Annotated in this window: 21 protein-coding genes; 6 read left to right on the top strand and 15 right to left on the bottom strand. The window is 61.4% G+C overall.

All coding sequences use genetic code 11. The features are described from left to right. Positions 1-4: 4 nt before the first annotated feature. The 11 genes from DFP86_RS00830 to DFP86_RS00780 all read right to left on the bottom strand — a co-directional run bounded on the left by DFP86_RS00830 (position 5) and on the right by DFP86_RS00780 (position 8010). The gene (locus DFP86_RS00830) at positions 5-418 is read right to left on the bottom strand and encodes a GPW/gp25 family protein (RefSeq protein WP_133678101.1); all 414 of its coding nucleotides are present in this window, start codon (positions 416-418) and stop codon (positions 5-7) included. 2 nt (positions 419-420) lie between these two features. Beyond that, complete coding sequence (locus tag DFP86_RS00825) at positions 421-723, bottom strand: PAAR domain-containing protein (protein WP_133678100.1); 303 nt, start codon at positions 721-723, stop codon at positions 421-423. Positions 724-733: 10 nt separating this feature from the next. Beyond that, positions 734-2521: a type VI secretion system tip protein VgrG gene (gene vgrG / locus DFP86_RS00820; RefSeq protein ID WP_133678099.1), complete on the bottom strand. Its 1788-nt coding sequence runs from the start codon at positions 2519-2521 to the stop codon at positions 734-736. A 3-nt stretch (positions 2522-2524) separates the two neighbouring features. Beyond that, entirely contained in the window at positions 2525-3223 is a 699-nt protein-coding gene (locus tag DFP86_RS00815; protein ID WP_133678098.1) for a CIS tube protein, read from the bottom strand. Between the two features lies 1 nt (position 3224). Beyond that, entirely contained in the window at positions 3225-3419 is a 195-nt protein-coding gene (locus DFP86_RS00810) for a hypothetical protein (protein WP_133678097.1), read from the bottom strand. A gap of 3 nt (positions 3420-3422) precedes the next feature. Continuing rightward, a complete protein-coding gene (locus DFP86_RS00805; RefSeq protein WP_208108166.1) occupies positions 3423-3896 on the bottom strand; it encodes a phage tail protein in 474 nt (157 codons plus the stop codon). Positions 3897-3912: 16 nt separating this feature from the next. Next, complete coding sequence (locus DFP86_RS00800) at positions 3913-4371, bottom strand: phage tail protein (RefSeq protein WP_133678096.1); 459 nt, start codon at positions 4369-4371, stop codon at positions 3913-3915. A gap of 46 nt (positions 4372-4417) precedes the next feature. Continuing rightward, positions 4418-5983 carry a phage tail sheath family protein gene (locus DFP86_RS00795; protein ID WP_133678095.1) on the bottom strand — a complete coding sequence of 522 codons (1566 nt, stop codon included), beginning with the start codon at positions 5981-5983 and terminating at the stop codon, positions 4418-4420. 18 nt (positions 5984-6001) lie between these two features. Continuing rightward, entirely contained in the window at positions 6002-6799 is a 798-nt protein-coding gene (locus tag DFP86_RS00790; RefSeq protein WP_133678094.1) for a hypothetical protein, read from the bottom strand. Next, on the bottom strand, positions 6796-7362 hold the full coding sequence (locus DFP86_RS00785; RefSeq protein WP_133678093.1) for a Pvc16 family protein: 567 nt from the start codon (positions 7360-7362) through the stop codon (positions 6796-6798). The genes DFP86_RS00790 and DFP86_RS00785 overlap by 4 nt, the downstream gene beginning before the upstream one ends. A gap of 204 nt (positions 7363-7566) precedes the next feature. Next, positions 7567-8010 carry a VOC family protein gene (locus tag DFP86_RS00780; RefSeq protein ID WP_208108165.1) on the bottom strand — a complete coding sequence of 148 codons (444 nt, stop codon included), beginning with the start codon at positions 8008-8010 and terminating at the stop codon, positions 7567-7569. 124 nt (positions 8011-8134) lie between these two features. On the opposite strand from DFP86_RS00780, the gene DFP86_RS00775 reads away from it, so the two are divergent. Next, entirely contained in the window at positions 8135-8551 is a 417-nt protein-coding gene (locus DFP86_RS00775; RefSeq protein ID WP_133678092.1) for a GFA family protein, read from the top strand. Between the two features lie 22 nt (positions 8552-8573). On the opposite strand, the gene DFP86_RS00770 is transcribed toward DFP86_RS00775, so the two are convergent. Next, positions 8574-9455: a LysR family transcriptional regulator gene (locus tag DFP86_RS00770; RefSeq protein ID WP_133678091.1), complete on the bottom strand. Its 882-nt coding sequence runs from the start codon at positions 9453-9455 to the stop codon at positions 8574-8576. A gap of 99 nt (positions 9456-9554) precedes the next feature. Here DFP86_RS00770 and DFP86_RS00765 point away from each other — a divergent pair, with 99 nt between their 5' ends. Genes DFP86_RS00765 through DFP86_RS00755 form a run of 3 tightly spaced genes read left to right on the top strand, consistent with a single transcriptional unit; the run spans position 9555 to position 11215 of the window. Then, positions 9555-9968, top strand: coding sequence for a DUF2000 domain-containing protein (locus DFP86_RS00765; RefSeq protein ID WP_133678090.1), 414 nt, complete (start codon positions 9555-9557; stop codon positions 9966-9968). A gap of 9 nt (positions 9969-9977) precedes the next feature. Further along, positions 9978-10568, top strand: a complete 591-nt coding sequence (locus tag DFP86_RS00760) for a LysE family translocator (protein ID WP_133678089.1) — start codon at positions 9978-9980, stop codon at positions 10566-10568. 32 nt (positions 10569-10600) lie between these two features. Further along, positions 10601-11215 (top strand): uracil-DNA glycosylase family protein, encoded by a 615-nt coding sequence (locus DFP86_RS00755; RefSeq protein WP_133678088.1) that lies wholly within the window; start codon positions 10601-10603, stop codon positions 11213-11215. Between the two features lie 12 nt (positions 11216-11227). On the opposite strand, the gene DFP86_RS00750 is transcribed toward DFP86_RS00755, so the two are convergent. The 3 genes from DFP86_RS00750 to gcvA form a co-directional block, all read right to left on the bottom strand. Next, positions 11228-11455, bottom strand: a complete 228-nt coding sequence (locus DFP86_RS00750) for a hypothetical protein (protein ID WP_133678087.1) — start codon at positions 11453-11455, stop codon at positions 11228-11230. Positions 11456-11646: 191 nt separating this feature from the next. Further along, entirely contained in the window at positions 11647-11838 is a 192-nt protein-coding gene (locus DFP86_RS00745) for a hypothetical protein (protein ID WP_133678086.1), read from the bottom strand. A gap of 154 nt (positions 11839-11992) precedes the next feature. Continuing rightward, a complete protein-coding gene (gene gcvA, locus DFP86_RS00740; protein WP_133678085.1) occupies positions 11993-12910 on the bottom strand; it encodes a transcriptional regulator GcvA in 918 nt (305 codons plus the stop codon). A 309-nt stretch (positions 12911-13219) separates the two neighbouring features. Here gcvA and glmS point away from each other — a divergent pair, with 309 nt between their 5' ends. Together glmS and glmL are read left to right on the top strand one after the other, a co-directional pair. Further along, positions 13220-13663, top strand: coding sequence for a methylaspartate mutase subunit S (gene glmS, locus DFP86_RS00735; RefSeq protein ID WP_133678084.1), 444 nt, complete (start codon positions 13220-13222; stop codon positions 13661-13663). After that, a complete protein-coding gene (glmL, locus tag DFP86_RS00730; RefSeq protein ID WP_133678083.1) occupies positions 13660-15051 on the top strand; it encodes a methylaspartate mutase accessory protein GlmL in 1392 nt (463 codons plus the stop codon). Before glmS ends, glmL begins: the two co-directional genes overlap by 4 nt. The last annotated feature ends 8 nt before the right edge of the window (positions 15052-15059 follow it).

Here is a 15059-nt window from a genome sequence, read left to right as displayed (position 1 = left end):
GATCTCAATAGGCATCGACCGGCGTACTGGCCTGGTCGAGATACAGGGGATAGACGAGGTTGTGCCGGGTATTGGTGGTACGCAGGGTATACACCAGCAGCACGTCGAGCCGGCCGAGCCGGGCATCCTCCACGTCGACGTCGATGCGTTCGAGCAGGATGCGCGGCTCGAAAAACAACACCGCCTTGCGAATCATCGCCTTCAATTCGGCCAGCATGCCCTCGCTCAACGCCTCGAACACCATGCGCCGCAGGCCGCAGCCATACTCCGGCAACATGACGCGCTCGCCGGGCTGGGTTCCTAGCAGGATGCGAAGACTCTCCTCGATGTCCTCCAGGCCCGACACCATTCCGGCCTGTTTGCTGCCGGGATCGAAGTGCACCGGAAATTGCCAGCCGCGGCCGAGAAACGGGCTCATATTCAGCCTCCGATCAGCACATTCAAAATGCCGAGGGTGATATTGCCGCCGTGCGCGGTGGGGTCGCCCACCCGCGCCGCCGGGCGGCCGCCGATCAAGACGGTGGTCGAGCCCTTGACGATCGAATTCGGCATCTCGGGCGCGCCGCTGCACAGGGCGCTATCGCCGACCACGGCGGCGCACAGCCCGCCGATCAGCACGTTGGTAATGCCTGGACCGACAATCGGCCCGCCGCCGTGTGGCGATCCCCAGACCGACACCACCGGGCAAGTATGCATATCGGTCAGGCGCGCGGCGGGCGGCATGGCATGCTCCTCAATTGATCTTGACCAGGCTGCCGCTGACGGTAACCTGACCCGTGGACGACAGCTCGGCCTTGGCGTTGCCTTTGCCGCTAAAACCGGCCTGGGCTTCGCAGTCGATGTTCAGCCCGGCGATCTTGGCGTTGGCCTGGGCGGTCAGCTCGATGGCCATTTGGGCATCGAGCTTGATGTTCTTTTTCGCGCTGAGCGTAATGTCGTAGGGCGTATCGAGCGCGATGCCGTCTTGCGACAACTTGATGCTGTTGTTGTGCTGATCCTGGATCAGGATGGATTGATCGTCATCGTCAAGCACCAGCTTGTTTTTGCCGGGCGTGGTAATGGTCAGGATCTTGTCTTTTTCGTTGAACTCGATCTTGTGCTTAGCGCGGGTGACGATGGCCTTGGTATCGTTGTCGGCCTCGATAGGGTAAGGCGGCGCGTGTTTTCCGCTGTAGAGCGAACCCAGCACTACCGGATGGCTGGGATCATCGTTCAGGTAGCCGACGATGACCTCGTCGCCGACTTCGGGCAAGAACAGCGCGCCAAACCCGTTTGAGCCGTAAAACTGCAGGCAGCGCGCCCATACCCCCTCGGTTTCGGCCTGCATGACCGGCAGCTTGATCTGGATACGCTGGGCGTCTTTCGGGTCGCCGTCGAGTTTGAGCACCACGCCGATCTGCAGCCCGCCGACGCCGGGCAACAGGCCCGCGGCGGCAGGCATTTGCACATCGTCGCGCATCATGTGCCAGTCCGGCGCCAAGCCAAACTCGACCTCCGCGTGCCATTCGCTGTTGTCGAGGCAGTGCTCGACCGCGCTGACCAGCACTTCGCCGGCGAAATGCCGGCCGACCCGTTCGACCTGGATCACCGCGCCCGGCTCGATGCCGCTATAGCCGCGGCAGGTCAAGCGGCCGCGAATGCGCGCAAGCGCCGCCTTCATCTGCGTCGCCTCGGCCCAAGTGGTCAGCGCCGCTTGTTCTTGCTGGGTGGCGGTGTGCAATGCCAGGGTTTTCGGGCTGGCGACCTTGGCCAATTTCTGGCCGCTCAAGTCGCCTTGCTGGAGCAAGGCGGTCGGCTTGGCCTCGCTGCCTTGCACGATGGCCAATTGCTGCGCATCCCAGGCGGTCGCGCGCGCGGCGGTGTATTGATGACGCGCGTCGGTATGGGCGCTGAAGGCGTAGAGGTCGCGCCCCCAGGCCAATTCGCCCACCATCCGCTGGCCTTGGGGCGGCTGCACACTGACGCGGCCGTTGGCCACATTCACCAACAGGCCGTTGCATTCGGCGCGCGCCAGCATGAAATCCCAATCGCTGCAGTCGTATTGCACCAGCTCGTCGTGTTCCAGCGTCGTCTCGACCACATCGGCCGTCAGCCCGTCATACTGGCCGATCAGCTTGCCGATGATGGCGCTATCCTTCTGCTGCAAATAGTTGGCGTTATTGCGGCCCAACGTCATCCTGCAGACCGGGTCGCGGCACTCGACCACCAGACGCGCGGCGTTCGGGCCATCGATTTTGATGCCGATGCCGACCACGATGCCGTCGAACAATGGCTCGCTTGCGGGGCCGTAGCCCGCGCTGATCAGCACTTTGGTTCCCGGCTCGAAAGCATTGCCGTCGCCGAGTTTGAATTTCCCGCTCGCCATATCGCCGTCCTGAACGATCAGTTCGGCCCAGGGGACGCGATTGAATGCGCGCCGCACGGTGAGCGAGACCAACGGTAGATCCACCTGCGGTTTGCCGTCGCAAGACACCTTGACCCGCAGATCGCCCTCCTGATCCAAGCCTGGTCTCGCACCCATGTGTCACTCCAGCGGCGGGAAATGCAGTTGTAGACCGGGCGGCAAAGAGCGAAAGCGCTGCAGACCGTTGAAGCGGGCGACTTCGGCGTAATAGCGGCTATCGCCGTAGATGCGCTGGCATAACAGCGGCAGGGTATCGCCGTCGCGCACCTCGACCATATGGCTCAGGTCGGGGGAACTGGCGCTGATTTCCAGCGAACGTTGTTTGCGGCTGATGTACTCGTCGAAGGCCAGCTCGACCGTGGCGCGCAACGGCGAACCGCTGGGGCGAAACAACGTGTAGGTGATGTTGAGCCGGGTCAGTCGGCCGGTGAACGACTGGCTGCCCCAGACAATCTGCACGATATTGGGCTGGTGCGCCGTGCCTTTGTAGTCGTAAACGACCAGCTTGAGCGACTCGATCTGATCCTCGACATTGATGGGCAATAGGCTAAACAGCGGGCGCGGAATCACGCCGGTGCCGTCGAATACCGTCGAGAACGATAAAGTGCCCGGCTGCATATGGCTAAATTGCCGACCGGCACCGGCGTCGCCCATCGGTTTGCTCTTGGTGAAGCAGGTGGTGAAGGCACGCGCAACCTGGGATGGGTTGACCTGCAGCGAAATGAACGGCGCCGAGGGCATCACCATGCCGTTATGTTCTTCGCACGCCACGATTTTGAGCGCGGCACGCTCCGCCTGTAGCGCATCGAGAATCGCCATGCTAGCGTTCCCGCAGCCGTTCCAATTGCTCGCGCAGCGTGTGCACTTCCGCGCGCTGCGCCCGATGCGGCTGATCCGCCAGCGGGTTTTCTCCGCAGCAGTCGTCCTCGACCGGCTTATCCGTCGCCCTGCCCGCAGCGGCCCCGTTCGAGGCCAGTTCCGACCGGATGACCATTTGGCGCACTTCAATCGTCATGTCTTACATCCCCCGCGAACATTGTAGATAAGCCAACTCGATGGTCTCGATCGCGACGTTGTTTTTGGTCGAGTTGAATTCGTCGACGCTCCAGCGCACGGGAAACGCATTGCTGAAGGTCCAACCGCGCAACCGGTGGCCCTGCTCGTCCAGCAGATAGACGCACACGTCCCGAGGCAAGACCGGTAGCGCCAAACCGCCCTCCAGGGTCGCCTTGCACCAGGTCATCAGCGGCGAGCGGCTATCCGCCACACCGCGTTTGAGCACCAGTTTGTCTTGCTGGACGCCCTTGGGCAGTTTATACACGTAGCGGTTTTCACCGCCGCTGTGCACGTCCTCGGTCTCCATGCGCACATCCAGCCCCGACACCTCCTGGAACGAGCCATCCACGCCGCTACGCTGGCCGGGGAAAGTGACCTCGAACGAGAACGAAACCGGCATGAAATGCGGATCGCCGGGGCGATGGATGGTCGCCATGGCTTAGTAACCGCGCTTAGCCGTTGGCAATCGTCAACCCCTCGTGTGCGATCTCGATGGTTTCGACCGCCACCTCGTTGCCCTGCGCTTTCAAATCGGTGCCGGTGATCTTGGCGGGCCAAGCATTGTTCAGCGTCCAGACCATGGTGGGGCTACCGGCCTCGTCAAGCAGGCTGATGATCACCGGCACGCGCTTGATGGTGTTCATCTTGATTTGGTTGAACCAATCCCAGAACTTGTTATCCGCCTTGAACACGCCCTTTTTCATGGTCACGTTGCCGTACTTCTTCAACCCCGGCATTTTGACCGTGGAAAACACCGGGCTATCGCCCTGGCGATATTCGATCTGCTGAGCCTCCACATCCAGGCCCGACACCTCTTCGAACGACATCACCGTCGAATCCCACTTCACCTGGAAGTGGAATTTGGGCATCGGCCATACATTGGCCGATTGCGCCGAACCGTCGTCTGCCATGTGACTCCCTCCTTAATTCGCGCTGGGATCCGCAAGCCGCGGCCCGTTAGGATTTCTGCATCTGTTGCTGGAAAGTGATTTCGATGAACTCGGCCGGCCGCACCATGGCCACCAGTACCGTCACACGCAAAATGCCTTCCAGAATGTCTTCCGGCGTCATGGTGTCGCCCAGCCCGACATGCACGCTGAACGCATCCTCCGGCGACGCGCCGGCCAAGCCGCCGCGCTTCCAGATACCGGTGAGGAAATTCTGGATCATGCTCCTGATGGTGACCCAGGTATTGGCCACGTTCGGTTCGAACACCAAGGCCTTGGCGGCCAGGCGGCAAGACTCTTCCAGCATGATCATGGTGCGGCGCACGTTGACGTAGCGCCAATCCAGGCTATTGCCGTCCAAGGTGCGCGCGCCCCATACCAGCACGCCCTCGCCGATGAAGCTGCGGATCGCGTTGATCGATTTGCCTTGAGCGGTGACGTTCAGGTCCTCCTGGTCCACCGCCGAAATGCTGACAGTAGGCGAATTCACCCCGCTCAAGCTGACGTTGGCCGGCGCTTTCCACACACCGCGCGTGTTATCCACCATGGTGTAGATGCCGGCCATGGCGGCGCTCGGCGGCAACTGGTTCAACTGGAATTTCACTTCGTCGAGCACGGTTTTGTAGAGCGGGCTGCACGACAGCAGGGTCTTGTTGAGCAGAGCCTTGCTGGTGTCAATGTCGTCCGGCTTGGTGCTGGTGTCGTCTTTCCAATTGGAGACGACATGGTCGAGCGCCGCGGTCAGATCCTTGTAGCGGATCTTGTCCTTATCGGACGCATCGTCGGCCGGCGGTTCGAGCAAATTCAGATCGGCGCTCAGCAGCGTCTTGAGTGCATCGGCGTTGGCGATGTTCTCGTAACTGACTTCCTTGTCGCCGATCACCGAGGTGTTGAGCCAGGGATAATAGGCCGCGGCGAAATCGAGATAGTTGATGCCCAGGTCGCCGCGGAAGTTCTCCACCGGATCGCCGTCGGGGTCTTTGCGGGTTTTGTAGCCGTCGAACACGTCGAGGATGGCGACCCGGTTGCGCATTTCATAGCCGCAATGCTGCAGCATCTTCTGCTGCAAGGTTTTGCAGTTCTCCCGACCGAGTTTGACCGCATCGGGAATCACCAGCATGGTCGGCTCCTGCTCTTTGAGCAGCTCGTCGATACCCGCCGCGAACTTCTCGACGTCGAGATCCTGCTGGTAGTTACCCACCGAGACGATGTAGCAGGGGCCGCCGCCGTTCATGTAGAAATGCCTGAGCGCGGTATAGAGCAGGTAATTGCCGCCTTGTGCGCCATCCTGTTGCTTGAGGACATATTCCTTGCCCTGGGCGGTAAAGGCCGCCTGCGCCACCGACTCGGGTTTTTCGACAATCTCGAAACGAGGCGCCGGACCATCGCCGAAGTACTGGTGGTATTCGGCCATCGAGCTGATGCGCCAGGGTTTCATGCTCAGCGGCTTATTACGATTGTCCGCGATCCGGGTATGGCCGATAAAAGCCGGGATAGCCGTCGCCACCTCCACCACGGAGTTGGGAAAGGCATTTTTTTCCTTGATATAGACGCCAGGCGTCTTCATTACACCCATTGCACTCTCCCGTGGAGATCAAGCGTTGATAAAAATTTCCGACACATCGCGCACGGTGCCGTCGATGGCCTCGCGCAACAGATTGCGCGGTTCGGCCAGCGGCAGCCGCGCAAGCAGCACACGTTCGGTATTGCCGCCCTTCTGCCGCAACTGAAAGCGATGCGTCGGACGTTCTTGCAGTGCGATTTCGCCTTGCGAACGGATCGCGATCGTCTCGCGCCCGTCGGGCAGCGTCTCACGGCAAGGTGTGCTGAAATCGATGCCCGCGGCCACATCGACGATACGTAGCTCGCCGCGCCAATCGCCCAGCAGGAGGTACTTCCAAACGGTTCGGCGTACCGGAATGGAGAGCGAGTAGCGACTGGGCTCGGCGCGCTGCCAAGCGTCCAAGCTCGGACACCCGGGTGGCGCCAGCGGCAAGACCAAACGCGACAGCACGCCGTTTCCACCAGCGAACCCGCTGCCATCCGGCTGCAATGGCCCGGACTCGGCGCCGGCGCGAAAGGTGCCGGCCGCAGCCAGCGCGCCCAGATCGGTGTAATACGCGCACAACGAATCGGAGGAGTGCAATGTGAACACCAGCCCCCCCTCCGGCCAACTGGCGCGCTCGCTCCACAAACCCGACAATTGGCTGTCCCTGACATACAGCTCGACCGTCCCGTTCGCAGCGCGCCACTTCAGGTCGAAGCGCGCCATCAGCGCCGCACTGGCCGCGTCGGCGCTCAGCGCCAGTCCATTAGGCCGTCCCGTGCCGAAATACGGATGGCGCAGACTCAACGCCGCCAACAGGTGGTAGGTGTCGGCGCCGCTATTCACTTTCTCTCCAGCGCCACATCGGGTGCGCGCACCGGGGTTTCGCGCCGCGACGGCATATCGCCGTCCAGGCAGACCAAGCGCACGCGATACAGCACCGATGGCAAATAACGGCCGCCGTGGATGCTCCACATACTGTGCATTTCGCTGCGACTCAAATTCTCGATGTTCAGCACCAGGCGCTCGATGCGGGGATCCAGATCGGGCGAGTTCTGATGATCGAAGACGGGTCTGCTTTGAAAAAAAGCGATGGCGTCGGAGAGGAATTTGAGTGCTTCGGGGTAACCTTGACCACTAAAAGTCGCGGCGCACATCACCAGCAAATTCAGATACAGCGGCTCGGCGCCGCGCAGAAGACCGATGCCGTCGCTACGTGCTCGATGGGCCGCCGTCTCGCGTTCGATCCCACCGATGAACAGCACCAGTTTGTTTTCGGCGAGCAATACCGCCCCACCGCCGGGCTCGTGCAGATTGGAAACCACAACCATGTCTTCGCCCAGCACCGCGCGGCGGCGGAAGTGCTGGTTCAATTGCATGGCGAGGTGGTCGAGCACGCTATCGATCACAAGCAATCCTGCAAAGTTGGCAGAGGCGATCGCCGCCGATTCTCTCGGTCAATCGCTTAATAACACTTGATAACAAGCGTGCATGTTGCAGCGCCGGCCGACAGGGGCGCCATCGGTGGAATGCTGACTTGAACGGCAAAAAAGCTGAGCGATCCGCCTGCCGGTCTTAAGCCGCCTCTTAAGAACCGGCCGGCGACATCGGTATCAACCGCACAGGGTCTGCACCCGCCGTATCAGCTCCTCTTCGGGGACATCCTCGATGTGGGTCGCCAGATACCACTGGTTGCCGGCAGGATCTTCCACACCGGCCGAACGGTCGCCGTAGAACATGTCGGCGGGTGTCGACAATGACTTGCCGCCGGCATCGACGGCCTTTCGATACGCGGCATCCACATCCGCGACATACATATAGAGCATCGCCGGGCCGATTTTGCACTCCGACTTCGGTTGAGGATCCGAGGTCATCACCATGCAATCGCCCACGCGTACCTGGGCATGCAACACATGGCCGCTCGGCAGCTTGTGCAGCAGACACACCTGGGCATCGAAAGCTTGCTGCAAAAACGCAATCAACGCCGAGGCATCCTGAGCGGCGAGATAAGGCACGACAGATTGGAATCCATCCGGAATCGCTTTCACTGACATCATCGTCTCCTCACGGTTTCAAGAACGAACACCCGACGCGACAGGTGCCCACGATGCATTGTAGAAAACAAAAAACTATGCGATATAAATAGCCAGCCCCAAGGCCTTATACGCAAAGGAGACGCTCATGATTGTCGGCGGATGTCTGTGTGGCGGGATACGTTTTGAATACGATGGCGATATCGAAGAGATATCGATGTGCCACTGCGCGATGTGCCGCAAGGCACAAGGTTCTGCCTATGTGGCGGTCAGCCCGGTCGCGGCGGAGAAATTTCGCATCACGCGCGGTCGGGAACTGCTGAAGGCTTACCGCGCCGTACCGGAGAAAGCCCGGATGTTCTGCGCCCACTGCGGTAGTCCGATCTATAGCGCGAACGACCAGTTGCCCGGGATCATCCGCCTGCGTCTGGGCACTATCGAGACACCCTTCACCTGCGACAACGCCTATCACGCCTTCGTCGACTCGAAGGCCGATTGGGAAGTCATCGCCGATGGCTTGCCGCAGTACGCCGAACGCCGACCGGTCAGCCCTACCCAGCCCTGACGGGGGTTCGAATCCCCCTCGGTCAAAGCGCCGTATCGCGCAAACAGTCGATCAGGCGCCGCGTCAGACCATCGCGCGCGGCGTTCGGCGGCCAGACCGCGTAGACGCCCAAAGCCGGCACATGCCACTCGGGCAGCGGTTCCACCAGGCGTCCGGCGGCCAGGTCGTCCGCCACCATGAACGCCGGCGGCGTGCACAGCCCGGCGCCGGCCAGCGCCAACTGGCACGAGGCTTCGATACTGTTCACCCGCACGCGCGGGGCAATGTCGATCTGACTTTCCCTACCATCGCGATGGCGTAGCGTTTTGGCGCCTGGCCGCATGCTAATGCCGATCCAGTCGAACGCGCGCAACGCTTCGGGCCGCTCAAGCGGCACCTGCCCGGCCAACAGCGCGGGCGCGGCCACGAGTTTGCGCGGCAGATCGAATAGCCGCACCGATTTGAGCCCGCTGTCTTGCAGGTCGCCGATGCGAATGGCCAGGTCGATCCCCTCGCCGACCAAGTCCTGCTTTTCGTCGCTAAAGTCCAGCGTCAAGCGCACCTTGCCGTGCTGACGCAAGAACCCCGCTATCGTCCCAATCAGCGCGCTCTGCGCCAGGAACGCCGGCAACGTGACCGACAACGCACCGGACAGCTCGCCGGTACGCTCCGCCAGGGCGCCAAGCCCGGTCTCCGCCGCGGCCAACATCTCGCGGGCATGGCCGTACAGCAACCGGCCGTCGTCGGTCAGCGACAGGCGTCGAGTCGAACGATAGAGCAGCGCCACCCCCAGCCGTTGTTCCAACTGCGCCACATGATGGCTAACCACCGAGGGCGACAACGCCAGAGCGGCCGCTGCGGCACGGAACGACCCCGCCTCGACGGTCTTGGCAAACACGGCCAACGCACGTAGTTCGTCGATCATTAATCCATTCCATAGAACACTAAATACAATTCATATCATATTATCGAACAATCCGGTACGCGTTACAGTCAGTGCTCCTCCCCGATCAAGGAACGCACCATGTCCGACCTGAAATGCGCCATCGTTCTCGACCCACGGCTCCCCACCGGCATTCTGGCCAACACAGCGGCGGTCTTGTCGCTCAGTCTGGGCAAGGCGCATCCGACCTGGATCGGCGAAGACCTCGTCGATGGCCAAGGCCAGCCGCACCGCGGCATCACCACCCGGCCGATCCCGGTCTTGCAGGCATCGACCGAGCAACTGCAGCAACTGCGCCAAGACGCGCGGCCGCATGAGGCCGAATTGACGGTGATCGACTTGATCGACGCCACACTCAGCACGCGTAGTTACCAAGCCTATGCCGAGGCCATGGCCAGCACACCTGCCGACGCGTTGCGCTATCACGGACTGGCGCTGCTCGGCCCGAAAAAGCTCGTCAACAAACTGACCGACCGGCTCGGCCTCTTGCGCTAGGAGATCCGCATGTTGCTGCACTTCATCTTGGCCACCGCGCTCATTACCTTATTGCCCGGCCCTTCGCTGGTGCTGATCGTCATGCAGTCGATGCGTCACGGCGTGGCAGGGAGTTTGCTGGCGATTACCGGCGTGGTGCTGGCCGATGCCTTGCTATTGCTGGTGGTCGTCGGCGGGCTGGGGGCGTTGTTCGCCGCGTCGACCGCGGCCTTCGCACTACTGAAATGGCTGGGAATCGGTTGGTTGATGTACCTGGGGGTCGGTCAGATCCGCAGTGCGGCCGACACGGTATCCGCCGAGGCGGTCGCGCCTAGTCGAGCATTTTGGCAGGGCCTGACCACCACCTTGCTCAACCCGAAGATCGTCGGCTTCCTGCTGGTTTATTTCCCGCAGTTCCTGCAGCGCAACCAGCCGATACTGCCGCAGATGGCGCAGTTGGCGCCGCTGTTTCTCGCCACGGTCTGGCTGGTGTTCGCGTTGTGTGCGCTGCTGGCGCGGGCGTTGCGGCAATTACCGGGGGCAGAACGGGGGCAACCTTGGTTGCAGTGGGTGGCAGGCATGTCGCTGATCGGTTGCGCGCTCGCCTCGATCAATCTTTAGCGGCGGCATTCGAGGCTGATATTATTGACGGCATGTCGCCGATTAACTCGCCTCAACCCACCGATCCGTTGCCGTCGCTGCTCGACGAGATCGCCCTCTGTCGCCTCTGCGCCGAGGTGCTGCCGCACCCGCCTAGGCCGGTCGTGATCGCCGATCGGCGCGCGCGTATTCTGATCGCCGGCCAAGCACCCGGACGCAAGGTGCACGAAAGCGGGATTCCCTGGAACGATGCCAGCGGCCGGCGCCTGCGCGAGTGGCTCGACGTGACGCCCGGGCAATTCTACGATCCGGCGCTATTCGCCATTGTGCCGATGGGCTTTTGCTACCCGGGCAAGGGTCGCGCCGGCGATCTGCCGCCCCGGCCGGAATGCCGCCGGACCTGGCACCCACGCTTGCTGCCCGCCCTAGCCAATATCCAGCTTACCCTGGTGATTGGCCAATACGCGCGCGACTATCACCTGCCGCAGCATCGCAGCGAGACGCTGAGCGAAACGGTCGCGACCTGGCGCACGATGGCGCCAGCGGTGTTCCCCCTGCCCCATCCAAGCCCGCGCAACCAGCGTTGGCTCGCGCAACACCCCTGGTTCGCCGCTGATCTGCTGCCGGCCCTGCGCGCCGAGGTGCGTCGCATCCTGCGGCAGGGCTGACATCGCCGGGCGTTAGCGCGGTTTGCGGCGACGCAGCAGCCACATCGCCAGCGCCCCCAGGCAACCGCCGACCACCGAGGCGACCACCAGTCGCACCAAGTCCACCGCCTGCACGGCTTGGCTGCCGCGCAGCAGCGTCACGCCGTTCATCGCAACGAACACCAACGACAAAATCAGGCTCTGTCTGAAGAAATAGCGGCGAAAGGACAGTGTGGCAGCGGTAGCGGCAGGCGGTTTCATAGCGATTCCCGAAAAAGACGGATGACGGCACGGTGCCGCGACGCTGCCATTTTAGCAGCAGCGCCGGTATCGTCGTCTCTGCCATGGATCAATCTTCCCAACTCGTTTCGGTGTCGCACAAAACAAAACCGCCCGTGTGAAACACGAGCGGTTCGGATCGATACGCCGTTTTCGGCGCGACGCATGCCGTCTTAGCGACGGGTGTAGTTGCTGTGCTCGGACGCACCCGCGGCTTGCGGGGCGTTGACCGCCGGAGCGCTGCTCTTCTGGGCGGCTTGCGCCTCGGCCAACGCGGCCTGGGTTTGGCGCGGTACGTAGTTGCTTTCGGCCATGGCGGCGGAGGTCACGGTCAACAGGGCGATCATCATGGTAAGGGTCTTCATTTGGCTTTTCCTTTTATGCGGTTCACGTCACGACGTGGCGTATGAGACGTACTTTACTTGCACAAAAAGAAATGATAAACGCCAATCTATTTCATTATTTGTTTACCAAAATGAAATTATATAAGACCTCGCAATCACAGCCGGCCAATTCCCCCTAGCCGACACACGGCGTATCGGCGCGATAGCGCTGCGCGCGGTCGAGCAGCCACTGCATGAAGGTCTGCAACGCCACCGAGGTGCTCTTGCGCTCCGGGTAAACCAGGTAATAGCCGCGCTCGCTCTTCATCGGATGGGTACAAGGCACGACCAACTCACCCGAAGACAGCTCGTTCAATACGAAGAAGCGCGGCACCAGCGCCACGCCCAAGCTGGCGCGCGCCGCCTCCACCAGCATGGAGAACAGCTCGTAACGCGGACCGCGCATGGCGTTGATATCGGCGATATGCACCATGTCGAACCATTGATGCCAGGCATCCGGCCGAGCCGACTGGTGCAACAGCGTGAAACGCTTCAAGTCGTGCGGGTCGAGCGGCAACTTCTCTTGTTCCAGTAGCTTCGGGCTGCACACCGGCACGATCTCTTCACCGAATAGATATTCAGCCACCGCCCCCGGCCAGATCGGATCGCCGAAGTGGATCGCCGCATCGAACGGCGTGTCGGTGAACATGAAAGGCTCGGCGCGGGTGGTCAGATTGAGCGTGACCTCCGGATGCTGCGCATTGAATTCCCCCAAGCGCGGAATCAGCCAGCGTGTCGCGAAAGTGGGAATCACCGCCAATTCGAGCACGCCGCCCGACCCCTGATGCGCCATGACCGATAGCGTGTCGCGTTCCAACCGCGCCAGATCCTCCCGGATCTGCTTGGCATACTGCTGGCCGGCGTCGGTCAGGCTGATGCGTTTTTTGATGCGATTGAACAAGGGCACGCCAAGGTATTGCTCCAGGCCGGCGATCTGGCGGCAGACGGCGCTTTGCGTTAGCGACAACTCGGCGGCCGCCCGAGTAAAGCTCAGGTGGCGTGCGGCGGTTTCGAAAGCGATCAGCACATCGGTGCCGGGAATCTTGCGGCGCATGAAAAGTCCCTTGTCGTCCATCACTACGACAAATGATTTGTGCGCCGATGACAGTCATTTCGCACAGATCATTCCAAAAATGCACTATGTAGTGATTTTATATCGTTTGCTTCATAAGTGGGAACTAATAAAAATAAGGGCAACAGAAGTATTCGAGTTTGCTCATACAGAGTTCATGCACAGCACGCACCAACTCATGTTTTTTAAGCATAGGCAGGGCAAACCCGAGTGCAGTGGAATTATCAGCAAGCTGCCGATCATCCACAACCCGATCGGTAGAGAGCCAGACACATCACAGGGAGATTTGTCATGCAAGAAACCATCGTCATTGGCGTCATCGGTTCCGACTGTCACGCGGTCGGCAACAAAATTCTGGAAAACGTCTTTGCCCGCGCCGGCTTCAACGTCATCAACCTGGGCGTGATGGTCAGCCAGGACGAGTACATCGACGCCGCCATCGAAACCAATGCCCAAGCCATCCTGATCTCGTCGATCTACGGTCACGGCGAAATCGACTGTATCGGCATGCGCGACCGCTGCACCGAACGCGGCCTGGACGGCATCCCGCTGTTCGTCGGCGGCAACCTGGTGATCGGCAAGCGCGAGTTCAAGGATGTGGAAGTGATCTTCAAGGGCATGGGCTTCGACCGCGTGTTCGGACCGGATGTCGACCTGCAGCATGTCGTCGACTGTCTGCACCTGGACATCGCCGCCTACCGCCGCGAACATCAGGCTGTAGAGGCCGCGGCATGAAAACCGTCTCCATCGATATCGGCTCCACCTGGACAAAGGGTGCGTTGTTCGAGGTCGGGGATCGAGATCTGCAACTCTTGAAACGGACGGTCAGCCCGACCACCGTGCAACACCTGGCCGATGGCTTCTTTCAGGTGCTCAATGCACTCCTGGACGATGACAACGCCATCGAGCGGATTCGCTCGGGTGAAATCACACTGAACTACTCGTCATCCGCCAAGGGCGGGCTGGCGGTCGCCGCACTGGGATTGGTGCCCAGCATCACGCTGGAGTCGGCCCGCGTGGCCGCCTATTCGGCCGGTGCCAAAATCACCCAGGTGTTCGCCTATCGGATGAACCGCTCGGACATCCGCGCACTGGAAGACAATCCGCCGGACATCCTGCTGTTCGCCGGCGGCACCGACGGCGGCCACTTCGACACCATCTGCCACAATGCCTCGCTGCTTGCGGCATCCAAGCTCGATTGCTCCATCGTCTATGCCGGCAATCGCGCGGTACAGGATGAAGTGACCGATCTGTTGGGCCAAAAGGATCTGGTGGTGGTCGAAAACGTTCTGCCGGCACTCGATCAGCAGAACCCGGATCCGGCGCGCGAAGCCATGCGTTCGATTTTTTTGTCTCGCATCGTCAAAGGCAAGGGGTTGGACGAGATCATCGCCGCCACTGGTTCCGAACCGGTCCCCACGCCCTACGCGGTCTACGAATTCACCCGACATATCCAAGAGCACGTCCCGGGCTGGCATGACTTCATGCTGCTCGACATGGGGGGCGCGACCACCGACGTCTATTCGTCGCACGACCAGTGCCCGCCTCCGGGTGCGGTACAGCGCGGACTGCCCGAGCCGCTGATCAAGCGCACCGTCGAGGGCGACCTGGGCATGCGCGTCTCGGCCGAGGCCGCCAGCGAAACCGGCGAAGCCTTGATCGCCGAACACCTGGCGCACGATCCGGCACAAATCGCCGCTTTCCATGAGTATGTGGAGAAGGTGACCGCCGAGCCGGATTATCTGCCGCAAGACAGCCAGGGCAAACGCTTCGACACGCTCTTGGCCGGCGCCTGCGCCGCCTATGCTTGCGAACGCCATGCCGGCCGCTCGACCCAGGTCTACACGCTGGAAGGCACCGTGGACGTACAGACCGGCCGCGACCTGACCAGCGTTAAAAAGGTGATCGGCTCCGGCGGTTGGCTCGCCAACAGCAAGGAATTCGATGTCGGCAACTGGATTCGCGAGCGCAAGGTCGATAGCAAAGGCAAAACCGTGCTACTGCCCTCGACCGTCGAGTATTACCGCGACGAACAGTATCTCTTCCCGCTCTTAGCCAACGTGGCAAGAAACTACCCAGAAGCGGCCGCCTTCACCGGTGTCGCGCTGCTGGCGCAATCATGATTGGAAAT

This window comes from Paludibacterium purpuratum (assembly GCF_004363805.1).
GTDB lineage: Bacteria > Pseudomonadota > Gammaproteobacteria > Burkholderiales > Chromobacteriaceae > Paludibacterium > Paludibacterium purpuratum.
Note: the sequence above shows the minus strand (reverse complement) of the source record. Positions and strands in the feature narration are given on the sequence as shown.

Bases quoted from the DNA above. Each gene is read 5' to 3' on its own strand.
- DFP86_RS00830 (WP_133678101.1), bottom strand. From the start codon at position 418: ATGAGCCCGTTTCTCGGCCGCGGCTGGCAATTTCCGGTGCACTTCGAT.
- DFP86_RS00825 (WP_133678100.1), bottom strand. From the start codon at position 723: ATGCCGCCCGCCGCGCGCCTGACCGATATGCATACTTGCCCGGTGGTG.
- vgrG (WP_133678099.1), bottom strand. From the start codon at position 2,521: ATGGGTGCGAGACCAGGCTTGGATCAGGAGGGCGATCTGCGGGTCAAG.
- DFP86_RS00815 (WP_133678098.1), bottom strand. From the start codon at position 3,223: ATGGCGATTCTCGATGCGCTACAGGCGGAGCGTGCCGCGCTCAAAATC.
- DFP86_RS00810 (WP_133678097.1), bottom strand. From the start codon at position 3,419: ATGACGATTGAAGTGCGCCAAATGGTCATCCGGTCGGAACTGGCCTCG.
- DFP86_RS00805 (WP_208108166.1), bottom strand. From the start codon at position 3,896: ATGGCGACCATCCATCGCCCCGGCGATCCGCATTTCATGCCGGTTTCG.
- DFP86_RS00800 (WP_133678096.1), bottom strand. From the start codon at position 4,371: ATGGCAGACGACGGTTCGGCGCAATCGGCCAATGTATGGCCGATGCCC.
- DFP86_RS00795 (WP_133678095.1), bottom strand. From the start codon at position 5,983: ATGGGTGTAATGAAGACGCCTGGCGTCTATATCAAGGAAAAAAATGCC.
- DFP86_RS00780 (WP_208108165.1), bottom strand. From the start codon at position 8,010: ATGATGTCAGTGAAAGCGATTCCGGATGGATTCCAATCTGTCGTGCCT.
- DFP86_RS00775 (WP_133678092.1), top strand. From the start codon at position 8,135: ATGATTGTCGGCGGATGTCTGTGTGGCGGGATACGTTTTGAATACGAT.
- DFP86_RS00770 (WP_133678091.1), bottom strand. From the start codon at position 9,455: ATGATCGACGAACTACGTGCGTTGGCCGTGTTTGCCAAGACCGTCGAG.
- DFP86_RS00765 (WP_133678090.1), top strand. From the start codon at position 9,555: ATGTCCGACCTGAAATGCGCCATCGTTCTCGACCCACGGCTCCCCACC.
- DFP86_RS00760 (WP_133678089.1), top strand. From the start codon at position 9,978: ATGTTGCTGCACTTCATCTTGGCCACCGCGCTCATTACCTTATTGCCC.
- DFP86_RS00755 (WP_133678088.1), top strand. From the start codon at position 10,601: ATGTCGCCGATTAACTCGCCTCAACCCACCGATCCGTTGCCGTCGCTG.
- DFP86_RS00750 (WP_133678087.1), bottom strand. From the start codon at position 11,455: ATGAAACCGCCTGCCGCTACCGCTGCCACACTGTCCTTTCGCCGCTAT.
- DFP86_RS00745 (WP_133678086.1), bottom strand. From the start codon at position 11,838: ATGAAGACCCTTACCATGATGATCGCCCTGTTGACCGTGACCTCCGCC.
- gcvA (WP_133678085.1), bottom strand. From the start codon at position 12,910: ATGCGCCGCAAGATTCCCGGCACCGATGTGCTGATCGCTTTCGAAACC.
- glmS (WP_133678084.1), top strand. From the start codon at position 13,220: ATGCAAGAAACCATCGTCATTGGCGTCATCGGTTCCGACTGTCACGCG.
- glmL (WP_133678083.1), top strand. From the start codon at position 13,660: ATGAAAACCGTCTCCATCGATATCGGCTCCACCTGGACAAAGGGTGCG.